Here is a 16,640-nt window from a genome sequence, read left to right as displayed (position 1 = left end):
ACTTTATTCGCTGTCAGTTTGATCACTTTCAGCGTCGGTATCTTCAGGAAGAATAGGTTCATCGCCCGTCGTAGTAACTGCATTTTCCCCTACAGCAACGACACCCTCTTCCAACTCATCCAGATCTTCACCTTCGACAACCCTTTCTAGGCCAACAAGATGCTCACCTTTGGTTAAACGAATCAAGGTGACGCCCTGAGTATTTCGCCCTTGACATGAAACCTCAGAAACACGCGTTCTCACCAACGTACCCTGATCAGTAATCAAAATAATTTCATCACTCTCATCAACCTGTTTAGCACCAATAACCGGACCATTACGCTCGGATACCTGAATACCTATAACACCTTGACCGCCACGACCATAAATAGGGAAATCCCCGATCGCCGTACGCTTACCAAAACCATTTTCACAAGCTGTTAAGACACTCATACCCTCTTCAGGAACGATCAGTGAAACCACTTTGGCGTCGTTTGCAAGCTTAATACCTCGAACACCTGAAGCCGTACGCCCCATTGCTCGCACATCGGTTTCTTTAAAACGAATTGTTTTGCCAGCAGAGGAAACCAACATAATATCGTTTTCGCCATTAGTAATGGAAACCCCTACTAAAGCATCTGTTTCATCCAGCCCAAGAGCAATCAAACCAGTAGACCTAGGTCGTGCGAAATGCTTAAGCGCTGTTTTCTTCACAGTACCGTTAGCGGTAGCCATAAATATATAATGGCTAGAAGCATCATCCGTTTCTTGAGCATCTACTTCTGTTTCCGCACTATCATCAGACTCCTCCTTAGAAGGAACCACCAAAGGCAGCAATGCGGAAATAGATTCACCTTCACTTAAAGGCAGCAAGTTAACAATCGGACGACCTTTTGCATTGCGGCTAGCAACAGGAATTTCAAACACTTTTAACCAATACACTTTACCGAAATTACTGAATAGCATAATAGTGTCATGACTACTCGTAACCAAAAGATGATTAATATAATCTTCATCTTTCATACTGGCAGATGACTTGCCTCGTCCGCCTCGGCGCTGTGCTTGATACTCTTCAAGGGGTTGCGATTTTGCATAGCCCGTATCAGATATAGTCACAACCATTGGCGCTTCTTCAATCAAGTCTGCAATGGTTAGATCTTGTCTAGAAGTCAAGATTTCAGTACGACGCTCATCACCAAACTCTTCTTTAACGGCCACTAACTCTTCTCGGATCACTTCCATCAAGCGAGTTGGATTGGACAAAATATTCAGTAGCTCACCGATTAAATCAATTAAGGCCTTATATTCGTTTAACAGTTTGTCATGCTCCAAACCGGTTAAGCGATGCAAGCGCAAATCAAGAATTGCTTGAGCCTGGTCAGGAGATAAATGATACGTTCCGTTATTAAAGCCATACTGAGCATCTAAGTTATCCGGACGGCAAGCATCCGCTCCCGCTCTTTCAAGCATGGCCATAACATCACCAGGCTGCCAACCTTCAGAAATTAATTTTTCTTTGGCTTCTGCCGATGTTGGGGACATTCTAATCAACTCGATCACGCGATCAATATTAACCAAAGAAACCGCTAAACCTTCTAAGATATGCCCGCGTTCACGCGCTTTACGCAATTCAAATATAGTACGACGTGTCACCACTTCTCGGCGGTGCTTAACAAAGCATTCTAAAATTTGCTTTAAATTCAATAGCTGAGGACGACCCTCTACCAAAGCGACCATATTGATCCCAAAAACAGATTGCAACTGAGTTTGAGTAAACAAGTTATTGACGACAACGTCCGCATTTTCACCACGACGCAATTCGATCACGATACGCATACCATCTTTATCAGATTCGTCGCGTAACTCACTAATGCCTTCTAATTTTTTCTCTTTTACTAGCTCAGCAATTTTTTCAATGACTTTGGCTTTATTTAGCTGATAAGGTATTTCCGTAAAAACGATGGCTTGTCGATTAGCCTTGTCCATTTCTTCAATATGATGTCGAGCACGCATGTAGATGCGTCCTCGCCCCGTTTTATAAGCCTCGACAATACCCGCTCGACCATTTATAAACGCCGACGTTGGAAAATCAGGACCAGGAACAAAATCCATCAACTCATCTATAGATATTTCTGGATTATCTACAACAGCAAGACAACCATCAATCACTTCATTAAGGTTATGCGGAGGAATGTTAGTCGCCATGCCTACCGCAATACCTGCAGACCCATTAACCAACAACCCCGGAACACGAGCTGGCAAGACTTCCGGCATAAATTCTGTACCATCATAATTGGGTACAAAATTAACCGTCTCTTTCTCAAGGTCCATCAATAGGTGATGGGAGATTTTTTCCATTCGAATTTCGGTATAACGCATCGCCGCCGCGTTATCACCATCAACAGAACCAAAGTTACCTTGCCCATCGATTAAGGTATAACGCATTGAAAAAGGTTGCGCCATACGAACGATAGTATCGTAAACTGCAGTATCACCATGAGGGTGGTACTTACCAATAACATCACCGACAATACGAGCCGATTTTTTATACGGTTTATTCCAGTCGTTTTTGAGTTCGTTCATTGCAAAAAGAACTCGGCGATGCACTGGCTTCAAACCATCTCTTGCATCTGGTAATGCACGTCCAACGATAACGCTCATAGCATAATCGAGATACGAACTTTTTAATTCATTTTCGATACTGACGGGAATGATTTCTTTGGCTAATTCACCCATAGGTACAACCGATCCTTATGACGTGGAGTTCAATATACTCCATGAATATCTTTTTTTATAAGCGCGGTATTGTATCACAAGCCTTTACAGAACTCCCATATATCCCCCTATGTTTTACGCTAAAATAAAGCACAGACCACTCTAAGCGCATTTTTTATACAATACCCTCTATTTTTCAGTGATTTAGTATCAAGAAAATGACCTACAACTTGGTAGATTATACTTGTAACGCTATAATCAAATTATCTTTCTTAAGGACGCATTATGAGCAATCAATTAAATACGCTATGGGTTGATACCATTGTATCCCCCAAATGGATTGCAACATCCTCCTCCCAAGGCCTTTTGAGTGATCACAGCGTGGTTATACAAAATGGCACTATCTTAGCTATTTTACCGACTAATGAATGGCCTAATCATTATCAAACCAACCATCATTTCGCCCTAGAAAATCAAATACTAACTCCTGGTTTTATTAACACCCACGGACATGCTGCTATGACCCTTTTCAGAGGGTACGCTGACGACCTACCATTAATGACTTGGCTGAAAGAACACATTTGGCCAAACGAAGCAAAATGGCTTTCAGACGATTTCGTTAATACAGGCACAGAGCTCGCCATTGCCGAAATGATTAAAAGCGGCACCACAACATTTAGTGATAACTATTTCTTCTCTAATAATGTCGGTATGACAGCAGAAAAAGTAGGGATTCGAGCGCAATTATGCCCCACCATTTTAACGATGCCGACCGCATGGGCTAATTCAACAGATGAATACCTTAGTCGCGCCATCGATACACACTTACAATTTAAAGAATCCACTTTAATCAATGGCGTGCTTGGCCCCCACTCCCCTTATATACTGTCAGACGAAGAGTTAACTAAAGTAGTACACACCGCTCAAGATCTGGGTTGCATGATTCAAATGCATGTTCACGAGACACAAGCTGAAATCACAGACTCTTTAGCACAATTTTTTTGCCGTCCTTTAGCTAGGCTGAAACGTGTTGGCATGCTTAACAATAAGCTTCAAGCGGTGCATATGACCCAACTAACAGAACATGAAATTGAGCTAATAGCAGAACACCAAGTTAAAGTACTTCATTGCCCAGAATCCAACCTAAAACTCGCCAGTGGTTTTTGCCCTGTAAACGCATTAAAACAGGCGGGCGTGACGGTTGCCCTAGGCACAGATGGCGCCGCCAGCAATAACGACTTAGACATGCTTGGAGAAATGCGTACAGCCTCTTTACTAGCCAAAGCGGTCGGCAATGATGCCACTGCACTTGATGCGGAAGCCACATTAAAAATGGCTACAATTGAAGGTGCTAAGGCGCTCAATATAGATCATATTACCGGCTCGATTGAAATAGGAAAATCGGCGGATTTATGCGCCACTTCCTTAGACGACCTATCAAACATGCCTATTTACAATCCTATTTCTCAATTAATATACACCGCCACCAGAAACCAAATAAGCCATGTCTGGGTCGCCGGAAACGTACTCCTTAAGAACCATAAACTAACGACGATTGATACCAATGAATTACGATTTAACGTAAACAGATGGCATCAAAAAATAAACCGTTCAAACCAGACATTCGTACAGCAGAATTAACCTTTTTAGTTATACACGGGTATTTAAAATGACAACTGAATCGCAAAATGTAGACACTCACGAAATTGCCAAATTTGAAGCTCTTGCCAGCCGCTGGTGGGACCAAGAGAGTGAATTTAAACCATTACACGAAATTAACCCATTACGCATTAACTACATTAATGATGCCGTTTCACTGCAAGATAAAAAAGTAATCGATATCGGTTGTGGCGGCGGCATTTTATCAGAAGCGATGGCCGCACTAGGAGCAAAAGTCAAAGGTATCGACATGGGTGAGGCGCCTCTAGGTGTAGCTCGCTTACACCTATTGGAAAGTAACTTAGAAGTCGACTACGAACGCATTACTGCAGAAGAAATCGCAGCAAGAGAAGCAGGGCAATATGATGTGGTTACCTGCCTAGAAATGCTTGAGCATGTTCCAGATCCCGCGTCTGTTATCACCGCTTGCGCAAAACTAGTTAAACCAGGTGGGCACGTATTTTTTTCCACGATTAATCGTAACCCAAAAGCTTACTTATTTGCCGTAATTGGCGCCGAGTATGTGCTAAACATGCTCCCAAAAGGTACACACGACTACGCTAAATTCATCCAGCCATCAGAGCTCAATAACTACGCAAGAAGAGCAGGGTTAGAAGTAGAGAACCTTATGGGGATGACTTACAACCCTCTTTCTAAAATCTATAAACTTAATGAAAAAGATGTATCCGTAAACTATCTTATGAATACGCACAAGCCAGCTTAAGATAAGCAACATCTCTATTAACTCTCAAAAATGAGAGTAAGGATTATTTATGCTCGACTACCAAGCTCCCAATGACCTCTTAAAAGACAAAGTCATTCTCGTTACTGGTGCGGGAGATGGCATAGGACGCTCAGCGGCATTAAGCTATGCCGCTCATGGCGCAACGGTCATTCTATTAGGACGCACCACAAAAAAACTTGAACATGTATACGATGAAATAGAAGAAAGGGGCTACCCTCAAGCGGCCATAGTACCTTTGAACCTAGACTCAGCGGCCGAACACGATTACATTGAAATTGCCAATACTATAGAGTCCGAATTTGGCCGTATTGATGGCATTCTGCACAATGCGAGTATATTAGGCGACAGGACAGGCCTAGCGAATTATGAACCTAGCACATTCGAACAAGTTATGCGGGTCAATGTCTCCAGTCAGTTTTTACTCACCCAATCCTTAATGCCTCTTTTACTGGAAGCACCTGAAGGCTCTATTGTATTCACAACATCCAGCGTAGGCCGTAAAGCCAGAGCTTACTGGGGGGCGTATGCGATCTCTAAATTTGCAACCGAAGCCATGATGCAACTGCTCGCCGACGAGCTAGAAAACACATCTAATATTCGCGTTAATGCCATTAACCCAGGCGCAACACGCACCAATATGAGAGCCAGAGCCTACCCGGCTGAAAATCCAGCTTCTGTTGCCGCTCCCGATGACCTAATGCCTCTCTATTTATACTTGATGGGAAATGATAGCACAGAAGTGAACGGCCAATCTATTGACGCACAGCCCAAACGTCAAGCCTCCAAATAACCCATGATTATTCACTTTACCTAGCATCATGTGTTAAACAATAATGCTAGGTAAACTTCAACACATTACAAGACACAATCCTTAAAAGCGTTAGAACCATACAACTTAGATACTTTTAAATGCATAAATCAGAAAAAACTCACTTTTTTCACAAAAAAACTCTGTTACATCTACACAGCTTATTATCATTGCTGTACTCTGAAAAAATGAAAATTCCTTATCTAGATACACCCATTATCCTAGCCTTGCTTGCCTTTGTTTTTATACATCCAAACTCAGCAACCGCAAACAGCACTTCATCTGAAACCCTAAATCAAATGACCACGATAAACAAAAGCAACAATGATCAAAATACATACAAAAGCCTGCAGCTCGAAAATGGATTACGCGTTTTATTAGTGTCCGATCCTATCGCTGAGAAATCATCAGCATCTCTTTCTGTTAATGTTGGCTCTTATCAAGACCCCAAACAGCAGGAAGGCTTGGCACACTTCCTAGAACACATGCTATTTCTTGGAACAGAAAAGTACCCTGACGCATCCGCCTACCAGGCTTTTATTACTGAAAATGGTGGCGCAAACAATGCATATACCAGTAGTAACACAACCAATTATTACTTTGATATTAGAGAAGAATCGTACCCAGAAGCACTCGATAGGTTTTCTCAGTTTTTTATTAGCCCATTATTTAGCAAAGAATTTACCGATAGAGAAAAGAATGCCGTCCATTCGGAATACCTGTCTAAAATCAACGATGATTCAAGGCGTGCCAACCAAGCCTTCAAAACACTATTAAACCCAGAACACCCTCAAAGTCGATTTAGTGTCGGCAACTTAGAGACCCTAAAAGACAGGCCCAACTTAGATTTACAAGCACAATTACGCTTGCTTTTTGATACCTACTATAAAGCCAATAATATGGCGCTCACACTCATATCCAAACTGCCTATTGAACGCTTAGAAGCCCTGACCAATACCTACTTTCAGAACATTAAAGGTCAGCCGACAAAGATAATTGATACCACTCCACAGCAACCTCTGACATTAAACAACACACCTAGTGTACAGTTTATTGAACCGATTGCTGATATTCAGAAAATACAGTTTTATTTCCCAATTCCCACACAACAGGAAAAATACAAAAGTAAACCAGCTCAGTATCTAACCTATATCCTAGGCCATGAAGGAGCAGGCTCTTTACTCTCCTATCTAAAGCAACAGGATTGGGCCAATGCCTTAGGTGCAAGCACAGGTACACCATTTGGAAAAGAACAACTATTTAGCTTGAGCATCCGCTTGACAGACTCAGGATTAGAGCACATAGATGAGGTAGTGAAAGCGGTTGCTCATGCAATTAGAGTGCTCAAAAACTCACCTATTGAGCCTCTTTATCTAGAAGAAAGCCAGACACTGAGTCGTTTAGGATTTGAATATTACGATTATATTCATCCGATCAGGTTGTCGTCGATTTTATCAAGTCGCGTATTACGCTATCCAGCAGAGGATATTCTCTCCTCTTTTAAAATAAGCGAAACAGCAGCGGTGCAGGACATAGAATCATTAATGCCCTATCTTAATGTTGACAATATGCTAGTGCAGTTAATTAGCAAGAAAGGCTTTCCAAACTCCTGGTCTGATAAAGAAACCTCTTGGAACACTGAAACTTGGTATAAAAGCAAATATGCCAATTTAACGCCAAATCAACACTTACGGCAGTTATTTCTAGATCCCTATGAGATCGGACAGATCTCATTACCAGAAGCCAATCCATTTTTACCGGATAACTTAGACACCATTAATGAATTCGATGAGCACCCAAGGCTAATTTTCCAACGTCCTGGACTGGTTTATTGGCATAGGTCCGATAATCGCTTTGATAAACCAGCAAGTAACCACTTTCTATCTATCCGCTTTGCTAATGCGGCAGACACAGCCCAACACTACCTTTTGAATAGATTATTAACCAGGCTATTTGATGAGGCCATGAGTGAACAAACCTATTTACCTTATGTGGCTGGACTGGGTTATCGTATTTACCCTCACTTAAACGGCGTAACAATCAACACTAGTGGTTACTCAGACAAACAGTTTGATTATTTAAAGCAATTACTAAACGATTTTTTAACATTTAAACCATCAGAAGATCGTTTTGAAGAAAATAAAAAACAGCTACTTAAAGATTTATCGAATCAAATAAACACACCACCTTATCAACTCGCTATTTCTCAACTTTCTGATTTAATTACCGAAGAAAGTATCCCTAATAGTAAAATGATCGAAGTATTACCTTCGCTCACTTTTGATGATCTGATTGGTTTTATGAAACCAAGGTTGAACTCATTTAATCTGGTTGCCTTTAGTAATGGCAATGTTACCCACGCCCAAAGCCAACAATTTGCGAACACCTTACTATCAACAACCAAACCTTACTTGAACAATCAAACTGGTGTTGAAAATGATGCGGTAACGCTAGCCGTAACCGATCGCCTTACTCACGAGTTTACCGCGAATAGTAAAGATCAATCAGTTTTATACGTTATTAGAGAACAAACAGGATTAACGCTAGACAATGAACTTAAAAGCAAAATGTATTTTGCCATTCTGAATCAGCTGTTTGCCACCGAGTTTTATAGCTCTTTAAGAACTAGACAACAGTTTGGTTATATTGTCAGTACGCATAATTTTGTCATGCAAAACATCCCTAGTCTCGCTTTTACCGTACAGTCCCCTAATCGCAGTAACACCGAGATAGTGACGGCCATTGAACGCTTTATTACGAATCAGCACTCTAGAATAGAGGAGCTAAGCCGCTATCGCTTTGACAAGGCAAAAACCACTATTATGCAGAGCCTTTTAAGAGAACCGAAAAGCCTTAAAGAAACGACAGGAAGAGATTGGCGTGAAATTGCAAAACTAGCGCCCGACTTTAAAAGAAAAGAAAGGCTGATTGAAACACTGGATGCTATTTCAATGGAAGAGTTTATCCACTTCTATCAAGATAAAATACGTAATGGTAATGCGACTCGCCTACTCATTCACAATCACCCACTAACACTTGATAACATAGATGGAGGGAAGTGGTTAAAAATTTAACCTCTTCTCCCCAGAGTAGAACGGACGTTGATATTTTGCAGTAATATAGCGATATACAAATAAATCGGTAACTCTTATAACGCTTCCGTATTAATGAATTCCTTTTTTACTTCTGGCATAGGGTAAACTTCAGACATAGGCATCGGTATACCCAATTCATTCACGAGTTCAGCATGACTACGCCCAAGCTTTCTCGGTTCGACTACGCCACATGAATGCGCAATAATCCCTAACTCTTTGCGCATATTTTTCACAAAATAAGCCACCCTTTCCGCCTTATTCGCAGGAATCAAACCCTGCTGCAACTTAGGGTCATGTGTTGTGATGCCTGTGGGGCAGGTATTTTTATTACATTGCAACGCTTGGATACAACCAAGAGCAAACATAAAACCACGCGCCGATACAATGAAGTCAGCACCAATACAAAGTGCATAGGCAACATCAGAAGGATTAACCATTTTCCCAGAACAAATCACCTTCACGCGGTCTTTTAAGTTATAACGTAATAGAATATCAATCACCTTAGGTAAACTGCGCTTTAGCGGTGTCCCCATATAATCCATTAAACTTTGCGGTGCCGCCCCTGTGCCACCATCGGCACTGTCTATCGTAATGAAGTCTGGCGCCGACTCAATACCACGTTCATGAATTTTAAGGCATAATTCTTTAATCCATTCAGATGTGCCTATTACCGCCTTAAACCCCACTGGCTTACCTGTCACTTCACGTACCCTATGAATCATATCCAATAAATCATCAATATTACGAATATCTGGATGACCATTAGGACTAATGGAGTCATGTCCCACCACAATCCCCCGTATAGCCGCTATTTCCTCAGTCACCTTTTCACCAGGAAGAATTCCGCCCTTTCCAGGCTTAGCCCCCTGACTCATTTTGATTTCAAACATTTTCACTTGCTCATGAGAAGCTATCTCTTTAAGTTTTTCATCACTTAATTGTCCATGCTCATCACGCACACCATATTTAGCCGTGCCTATCTGGAAAACAATGTCACACCCACCCTGTAGATGATACGAAGACAGTCCACCTTCACCCGTATTCATCCATACGCCAGCTTTTTTAGCACCTGTTGATAACGCTTTTACAGCAGGTACTGATAATGCACCAAAACTCATCCCAGAAATATTATAAATGGAATTCGTTACATAGGGTTGCTTTGCATAAGGCCCAATCGTTACAAAAGACGCTTCTTCCGCTTCTTCTTCTAATGTTGGAAAAGGACAGTTTAAAAACAACAGATCACCCGGCTTATCTAGTGGTCGCGTAGAACCGAAAGCCACTGTTGAATCAACATTTTTGGCAGCTCGGTAGACCCAAGCTCTTTGGGCTCTATTGAAAGGTAACTCTTCACGATCTTGTGCAAAAAAGTACTGGCGAAAAAACTCACCTAGATGTTCAAATTTATAACGTAAGCGACCAATAACGGGGTAGTTTCGACGTATCGTTTGCTCTGATTGATTAACATCGACTATATACATATAGATCACTGCTACGACAATAACAGCGAGTCCAGCCGCAAAAGCAAGAGATAAAAACTCTAAAAAACCGTATGCAAAATCGGCTATTATTTCCATAAAAACATTCCCATAAAAGATTAAACACAACAAAGAACCTAGCGTCTACGATGCTCTTATACATCATAATTACCCCTATTTTTATAGGGATATCATTCTACTAAACCATTTAATTCAAGAGCGCTATTTACTGCCGCCGCTACATTATCCAACAAGCGAACTCCTCCTCAGAAACAAGTTAAAGCACAAATAAGAAAACCGTATTCTACATCACTATTGTGATTTTCGATGAGATCCTCATAGCACCTATAAAGACTTTGACAGCTAAGAGCATATTCAGTTCACCTTTCTAAGCACATCCATGATAAGTAATCATCACTATTGCAATGTTTAAACCCTATCGTTTTTTGTCACACTTATAAAAAATGCCAGTCTAACTCGTCATTAAAATCCAGCATTGTGATCATAACAAAACCAGTGGTGATCACAATTTAAAGGCTATCATCTTATGATTAATAACAATGAAAGCGCTATAGGTTAGGCAATGCGCTGTCGAAAGGAGAAAAATACGAAGATGAAAATGCATTTGAAAAAAATGAATATTCTACTGATAAACTCGAAACTGACGCTTACTCTCAAAAGAAGCGAAGTAATCCCCTCGCCTTTAAAAAGTAAAAAGCCCTCTGACTTTAATACAAAGCCAAAGGGGTATTATTTCACTACTAGGGAGTGGTTGTTCTATTAGATAGTTATTGCTCTATTAGGTAAAAGTCATCGACGTGGGGCATCAATCACTAATATTTCACTGTCTTCAATGACGTCAAAAAGAATCGAATCTACTTTGGTTATTTCCGCACCATCACCTTTATTTAAGGTAATAACGGCATCATCAGTAATGATATTAAAGCGACCACTCGATGCTAAAACGTAAATTTGATGGGTAATCTGATGATCAAATTTGGCCGACTTTGAAACTTTCCCACCATAAATACGCGCATCTTGGTGAATAAAAAGCGCGTCTTCTTTATCCTCCGGATAACCAGACACTAATAAACTTAAACGATCGTCTTTACTACGATTAGGAAATTTTTTGAATCCCATCTGGGCTTAACATTACGTTGATTTGGCTCAATCCATATCTGATAAATCGTTAACGGATCTTGAGAAAGGTTATATTCAGAATGCACAATCCCCGTTCCCGCACTCATGACTTGCACTTCCCCATTCTCAGTCACCCCTTTATTTCCTTTATTGTCTTCATGGGTCACCGAACCGCTTCTAACAAAAGTAATAATTTCCATATTATTATGGGGATGCGCTGGAAAGCCCTGACCCGGCTCAACCCAGTCATCATTTATCACTCTCAATACACCAAACTCCATGCGGCTAGGATTATAGTAGTGAGCAAAACTAAAATGATGATTCGCTTTCAACCAACCATGATCAGCTTTACCTAATTGTTGAAAGGGGAAATGCTTAATCATATTATTCTCCTATAAAAACAAGCTGGCTCTATTATGAGGTACGTCAAATGATTGCAATGGACCTAACGGTACAACCCCGGTTGGGTTAATCGTTTTGTGGCTCGCGTAGTAATGTCGTTTGGAATAGTCTAAATCAACGGTGGCAGCGACTCCTGAAATCTGGAATAACTCCCTTAGATAATTGCTCAAGTTCTCAAACTCAGATAATTTATTACGATTGCATTTAAAATGACCGTGATAAACCGCATCAAAACGTATTAAGGTTGTGAATAAACGCCAATCTGCTTCTGTCAGCCTATCTCCTACTAAATATCGTTGCTTAGATAAGCGATCTTCTAGCCAATCTAAACTATCAAACAATTCATGATAGGCCATATCATAAGCCTCTTGAGTTGTCGCAAAGCCAGCTCGATAAACACCATTATTCACCGTGTTGTAAATACGTTCATTAACGCTATCGATTTCACTTCTTAACTCTACAGGATAGTAATCATCGTCATTTTCTGTTATCGCATTAAAAGACGAGTTTAAAATACGAATAATGTCACTGGATTCATTGTTCACAATTGTATTGGTTTTCTTATCCCAAAGGATAGGCACAGTTACGCGCCCTTCATAATCAGGAGCGGCTTGAAGATACAGCTGATAGACATAGTCTAAATGAAATAATGGATCACCCTGATCACCGAACTCCCAACCATTTTCAAGCATTTCAGCCTTCACCACACTCACACTGATGTGTTTTTCCAACCCTTTAAGAATGCGAAAAATCAAAGTACGATGAGCCCAAGGGCAAGCAAGGGAAACATAAAGATGGTAGCGACCACTCTCTGCTTGATACAAGCTACCTTCTTCCGAAGAAACCGCATGTCGAAAACGACTTTCTTGCCTTTCAAAATTACCTTTAGAGTCTTTGGTGCTATACCATTGATCAACCCACTTACCATCAACAATTAATCCCATGACACACTCCCCAATAGTTAAAAACTTAGCGCTCAAACAACAGAACAATAACGGTTATTATTTATTACTTAATGCCGCATCGATAGAAAATTTACCACCACCTTGGAAAATTAAAGCCACACTCATTGCCAATAAAGTGAGCCCAAATTCATAACCGTTATTTGACATAAATAAGCCGTTACCAATATGCACTGTAAAAATCGCAACCAGCATAGTCACAGCTAATGCAAATGCGGCAGGCCTAGTAAATAGCCCTAAAATTAACAAGATACCCCCAAAAAATTCGGCACTACCTGCAAGTAAAGCCATTAAGAAACCGGGCGCAATACCAATCGATTCCATCCATTGCCCGGTACCGTCAAGACCATAGCCACCAAACCAAGCAAATAACTTCTGTGCTCCATGGGCAGAAAAAATAATTCCCGCGATTAACCGCAGAGGCAAAGACGAAAGGGTATTCTGTGTTTTCATAACATTCATTAAAATTGATGCATTCATAAGGTCACTCCCAGAACGTAAGTTCTAATTAATTTAAGATGTGGCCATTGTAGTGATTGTAAAAAGTTTCAATAAGCTCTATTTTTAGAATGAATCATTCAAAAATTTTGAACATTCCATTTTAACTTTTATTTAAAGCAAATCACTTACTGAGGTTCTAGCAATGAATACATCTCTGCTTACTCTTGAATCCTTACTCGTTTTAGATGCCATAGAGAGAAGAGGTAGCTTCGCAGCGGCCGCGGAACAGTTAAATAAAGTACCATCCGCCCTGTCTTATATCGTTCAAAAACTGGAAGAACAATTAGGGGTAACGCTGTTTGTTCGACAAGGTAGGCGTTCCGTATTAACACCTGCAGGTCAACATTTATTAGAAGAAGGGAGAAAGGTTTTAACCGCTGTCAGTAAAATCACCGAACAAACTCAAACCATAGCTCATGGATGGGAGCCTAAAATCAGAATAGCCATTGATTCAATTTTAGATAATGAAAAAATATTTAATGTTATGGCTGATTTTTTATACGAGCACCCCTCAATAGAGATAGACATCAAAGAAGAAGTAATGAACGGAACGTGGGAAGCACTCATAAAAGATGAAGTCGATTTGGTGATTGGTGCACCTGAGCCTATACCTAGCCAACAAGGACTCCGTGCCGTCAAAATAGACACCCTTGACCTATTACTGGTAGTAAAAGCCAACCATCCTCTTTTGCAATACGAACAACCGCTCAATAAAAGCGATTTACGTCAATTTCGTACAGTTGTAGTACATGATTCTGTAAAAGGCGAAATCCCTCGGTCGAGCAATTTAATTGAAGAAAGCCAACACTTTTTCGTTTCTTCTGTTAATCAAAAAATAGAGGCGGTACTTGCAGGCATTGGCATCGGATTTCTCCCCAAAAACCGTATTCAACCCTATCTAGATAAGCAGCTATTTATTCATTTGGACTTCCCTGAAGCCGTAAAAAAATGTGATTTATTCATGGCATGGAAGACAGTTAATCATGGCAAGGGGTTGCAGAATTTAAGATCTCGATTAGAAAAGGCTTATTTAGAAACTTAATAATTAACAGGAATGAAGAACACTGTTAATAACGACTTTCTAGAAATCAACCTCCAATCAGTTTTTCTAATAACGCTTCGTCTGTTTTATCTTCAGCGGCTTCATCAGTACCAAAGACTTGTACTCCTGGAATATTCTCGGGGATATACACTTCGTCTTGGCTTTCTGTTACTTGACTAGCGGCTTGATCCTTTTCTAATTTATTTAGCTGGTCCCCAAAGACTCCTACCTCTGGCATCAATTGCAAACGCTTCGCTTGTATTTCAGCAGGTATATTCCCAGTAAACAATACCGTAAAAGGCGCTTCTTCCGTCCTTCGATTCACCTCATTGTAAATTTCCTGTTCACGCGCAGCAATTTTTGACACTTCTAAATAAGAGCGACTGTCCTCTTGAGAGCCTATGATCACATTTGGTCCTAAGTTTACCACTTGCGTTTTTTCTGCTGGAACAATACCTACTTCAGGCGGAGAAGAAAACACTATTTGATGCTTACCTCGAATGACTTGATTGCCGTAGATAACATCAACCTCTCTAATTTGTATTTCTTGAGAAAAAGCATGAGATACAGACAGTGCACCCAACAATAGGCTCAACACGACACAGCTCTTTTTTCTTAGAAATTTCAAGGATGTCATCATAGCATTACTCAATATTACACAGTAATCATAGTAGGCTATCTTTGCATAATAAAAAAGAAGTAAGAGAAATCCACTTACTCCTTTTTTGTAGCCTATTGTTAACTAAAGCGTAATAACATCAAAGTCGACTTCAGGACTGACATCAGCCTCATAATCCACACCGTCTACACCAAAGCCAAATAATTTCAAAAATTCATCTTTATACAGTTGGTAGTCGGTCATTTCAAATAGGTTTTCAGAGGTCACTTGAGGCCACAAGTCACGACATGCCGCCTGAATATCATCTCGTAATTCTAAATCATCCAGACGCAAACGATTCGACTCATCCGTTAATGCTTCAGGAGTTAATCCATTGTACAAACGTTCAGAGAACATACGGTACACTTGATCCAAACACCCTTCATGAACACCTTGCTCACGCATGATTTTAAAGACCATCGCAAGATACAAAGGCATGACTGGAATCGCTGAGGACGCTTGTGTCACCACAGACTTCAATACAGCAACATTTGCACCACCGCCCGTTTGAGACAACTGAGCATTGATTGCTGTTGCCGCACGATCTAAATCTTCTTTCGCCTTACCTAGCGCACCATGCCAGTATATTGGCCAAGTAATATCCGAACCTATGTAAGAATAAGCAACAGTGCGAGCACCTTCAGCTAACACACCTGCAGATTGCAAAGCGTCCATCCAAAGTTCCCAATCTTGCCCACCCATTACGATTTTAGTTGCTTCAATTTCTTCCTCTGTAGCAGGTTCGATTTCAGCATCAATGATCACATTTTTATTGGTATCTATTGCCGTTGAACGGTACGTTTCGCCAATGGGCTTTAATACCGAACGGACGACTTCACCTGTATCAGGCAATTTACGTACTGGCGACGCTAAAGAGTAAACCACCATATCAACTTGACCAAGGTCCGCCTTGATCAACTCAATGACTTTTTCACGTGCTTCATTTGAGAACGCATCACCGTTAATGCTTTTTGCATAAAGCCCTGCTTCATGGGCATATTTTTCAAAGGCCGCTGCATTATACCAACCCGCAGTACCTGTTTTCTTTTCTGTCGCTGGTTTTTCAAAAAATACGCCTAACGTTGCCGCACCGGATCCAAAAGCCGCTGCAATACGTGAAGACAAACCATAACCACTTGAAGATCCAATCACGAGTACTTTCTTAGGACCGTCTTTAATCTGACCTTTTTGTTTAGTCAGTTCAATCTGCTCTTTAACATTCAAGTCACATCCCGTTGGGTGTGTGGTTGTACAAATAAAACCTCTGATTTTAGGCTGTATTATCATAAAAAAATCTCTCGCATTTTGTGTAGTAGATGCCACACCTGAATTGAACAATAATCGACTAACACTTTCAGGCAAGCACTTCAGAAGAGAATAATACAATAGTGCAGGTAAGATGTCTCAATTTGTCGTTTCAGAACTCTGTAAAGAGCGTTGGTGTAAACATCATGCA

General features: G+C 40.7%; 13 protein-coding genes. 5 read left to right on the top strand and 8 right to left on the bottom strand.

The window, feature by feature from the left end; all coding sequences use genetic code 11:
- Positions 1 to 3 precede the first annotated feature (3 nt).
- A complete protein-coding gene (gene gyrA, locus O1D97_RS17555) occupies positions 4 to 2,715 on the bottom strand; it encodes a DNA gyrase subunit A (protein WP_269127468.1) in 2,712 nt (903 codons plus the stop codon).
- Positions 2,716 to 2,979: 264 nt separating this feature from the next.
- On the opposite strand from gyrA, the gene O1D97_RS17550 reads away from it, so the two are divergent.
- The 4 genes from O1D97_RS17550 (at position 2,980) to O1D97_RS17535 (ending at position 8,980) form a co-directional block, all read left to right on the top strand.
- Positions 2,980 to 4,335, top strand: coding sequence for a TRZ/ATZ family hydrolase (locus O1D97_RS17550; protein WP_269127466.1), 1,356 nt, complete (start codon positions 2,980 to 2,982; stop codon positions 4,333 to 4,335).
- A gap of 28 nt (positions 4,336 to 4,363) precedes the next feature.
- The gene (gene ubiG / locus O1D97_RS17545) at positions 4,364 to 5,077 is read left to right on the top strand and encodes a bifunctional 2-polyprenyl-6-hydroxyphenol methylase/3-demethylubiquinol 3-O-methyltransferase UbiG (protein ID WP_269127464.1); all 714 of its coding nucleotides are present in this window, start codon (positions 4,364 to 4,366) and stop codon (positions 5,075 to 5,077) included.
- A gap of 49 nt (positions 5,078 to 5,126) precedes the next feature.
- Positions 5,127 to 5,888, top strand: a complete 762-nt coding sequence (locus O1D97_RS17540; protein ID WP_269127463.1) for a YciK family oxidoreductase — start codon at positions 5,127 to 5,129, stop codon at positions 5,886 to 5,888.
- 206 nt (positions 5,889 to 6,094) lie between these two features.
- Positions 6,095 to 8,980, top strand: coding sequence for an insulinase family protein (locus O1D97_RS17535; protein ID WP_269127462.1), 2,886 nt, complete (start codon positions 6,095 to 6,097; stop codon positions 8,978 to 8,980).
- Between the two features lie 74 nt (positions 8,981 to 9,054).
- Here O1D97_RS17535 and O1D97_RS17530 read toward each other — a convergent pair whose 3' ends face one another.
- The 5 genes from O1D97_RS17530 to O1D97_RS17510 form a co-directional block, all read right to left on the bottom strand.
- Complete coding sequence (locus O1D97_RS17530) at positions 9,055 to 10,578, bottom strand: FMN-binding glutamate synthase family protein (protein WP_269127461.1); 1,524 nt, start codon at positions 10,576 to 10,578, stop codon at positions 9,055 to 9,057.
- Between the two features lie 711 nt (positions 10,579 to 11,289).
- A complete protein-coding gene (locus O1D97_RS17525; protein WP_269127460.1) occupies positions 11,290 to 11,619 on the bottom strand; it encodes a pirin family protein in 330 nt (109 codons plus the stop codon).
- On the bottom strand, positions 11,574 to 12,002 hold the full coding sequence (locus O1D97_RS17520) for a pirin family protein (RefSeq protein WP_269127459.1): 429 nt from the start codon (positions 12,000 to 12,002) through the stop codon (positions 11,574 to 11,576). Before O1D97_RS17520 ends, O1D97_RS17525 begins: the two co-directional genes overlap by 46 nt.
- A 9-nt stretch (positions 12,003 to 12,011) precedes the next feature.
- Positions 12,012 to 12,965 (bottom strand): glutathione S-transferase family protein, encoded by a 954-nt coding sequence (locus O1D97_RS17515; protein WP_269127458.1) that lies wholly within the window; start codon positions 12,963 to 12,965, stop codon positions 12,012 to 12,014.
- A 57-nt stretch (positions 12,966 to 13,022) separates the two neighbouring features.
- On the bottom strand, positions 13,023 to 13,463 hold the full coding sequence (locus tag O1D97_RS17510) for a DoxX family protein (RefSeq protein ID WP_269127457.1): 441 nt from the start codon (positions 13,461 to 13,463) through the stop codon (positions 13,023 to 13,025).
- 163 nt (positions 13,464 to 13,626) lie between these two features.
- Between O1D97_RS17510 and O1D97_RS17505 the strand changes: the two genes are divergently transcribed.
- Positions 13,627 to 14,526 (top strand): LysR substrate-binding domain-containing protein, encoded by a 900-nt coding sequence (locus tag O1D97_RS17505; RefSeq protein WP_269127456.1) that lies wholly within the window; start codon positions 13,627 to 13,629, stop codon positions 14,524 to 14,526.
- 46 nt (positions 14,527 to 14,572) lie between these two features.
- Here the strand turns inward: O1D97_RS17505 and O1D97_RS17500 are convergent, their stop codons facing one another.
- Together O1D97_RS17500 and fabV are read right to left on the bottom strand one after the other, a co-directional pair.
- Complete coding sequence (locus O1D97_RS17500) at positions 14,573 to 15,124, bottom strand: hypothetical protein (RefSeq protein ID WP_269127455.1); 552 nt, start codon at positions 15,122 to 15,124, stop codon at positions 14,573 to 14,575.
- 144 nt (positions 15,125 to 15,268) lie between these two features.
- Positions 15,269 to 16,471 carry an enoyl-ACP reductase FabV gene (gene fabV / locus O1D97_RS17495; protein WP_269127453.1) on the bottom strand — a complete coding sequence of 401 codons (1,203 nt, stop codon included), beginning with the start codon at positions 16,469 to 16,471 and terminating at the stop codon, positions 15,269 to 15,271.
- Positions 16,472 to 16,640: the final 169 nt, after the last annotated feature.

This window comes from Marinomonas phaeophyticola (assembly GCF_026966905.1).
Taxonomy (GTDB): Bacteria; Pseudomonadota; Gammaproteobacteria; order Pseudomonadales; family Marinomonadaceae; genus Marinomonas; species Marinomonas phaeophyticola.
The sequence above is the reverse complement of the archived record's forward strand: the minus strand, read 5'-3'. Positions and strand labels throughout refer to the sequence as shown.

Coding starts and splice junctions, on each gene's coding strand:
- O1D97_RS17515 (WP_269127458.1), bottom strand. CDS start 12,965: ATGGGATTAATTGTTGATGGTAAGTGGGTTGATCAATGGTATAGCACC.
- O1D97_RS17505 (WP_269127456.1), top strand. CDS start 13,627: ATGAATACATCTCTGCTTACTCTTGAATCCTTACTCGTTTTAGATGCC.
- O1D97_RS17550 (WP_269127466.1), top strand. CDS start 2,980: ATGAGCAATCAATTAAATACGCTATGGGTTGATACCATTGTATCCCCC.
- O1D97_RS17525 (WP_269127460.1), bottom strand. CDS start 11,619: ATGGGATTCAAAAAATTTCCTAATCGTAGTAAAGACGATCGTTTAAGT.
- O1D97_RS17535 (WP_269127462.1), top strand. CDS start 6,095: ATGAAAATTCCTTATCTAGATACACCCATTATCCTAGCCTTGCTTGCC.
- O1D97_RS17530 (WP_269127461.1), bottom strand. CDS start 10,578: ATGGAAATAATAGCCGATTTTGCATACGGTTTTTTAGAGTTTTTATCT.
- O1D97_RS17510 (WP_269127457.1), bottom strand. CDS start 13,463: ATGAATGCATCAATTTTAATGAATGTTATGAAAACACAGAATACCCTT.
- O1D97_RS17540 (WP_269127463.1), top strand. CDS start 5,127: ATGCTCGACTACCAAGCTCCCAATGACCTCTTAAAAGACAAAGTCATT.
- fabV (WP_269127453.1), bottom strand. CDS start 16,471: ATGATAATACAGCCTAAAATCAGAGGTTTTATTTGTACAACCACACAC.
- gyrA (WP_269127468.1), bottom strand. CDS start 2,715: ATGGGTGAATTAGCCAAAGAAATCATTCCCGTCAGTATCGAAAATGAA.
- O1D97_RS17520 (WP_269127459.1), bottom strand. CDS start 12,002: ATGATTAAGCATTTCCCCTTTCAACAATTAGGTAAAGCTGATCATGGT.
- ubiG (WP_269127464.1), top strand. CDS start 4,364: ATGACAACTGAATCGCAAAATGTAGACACTCACGAAATTGCCAAATTT.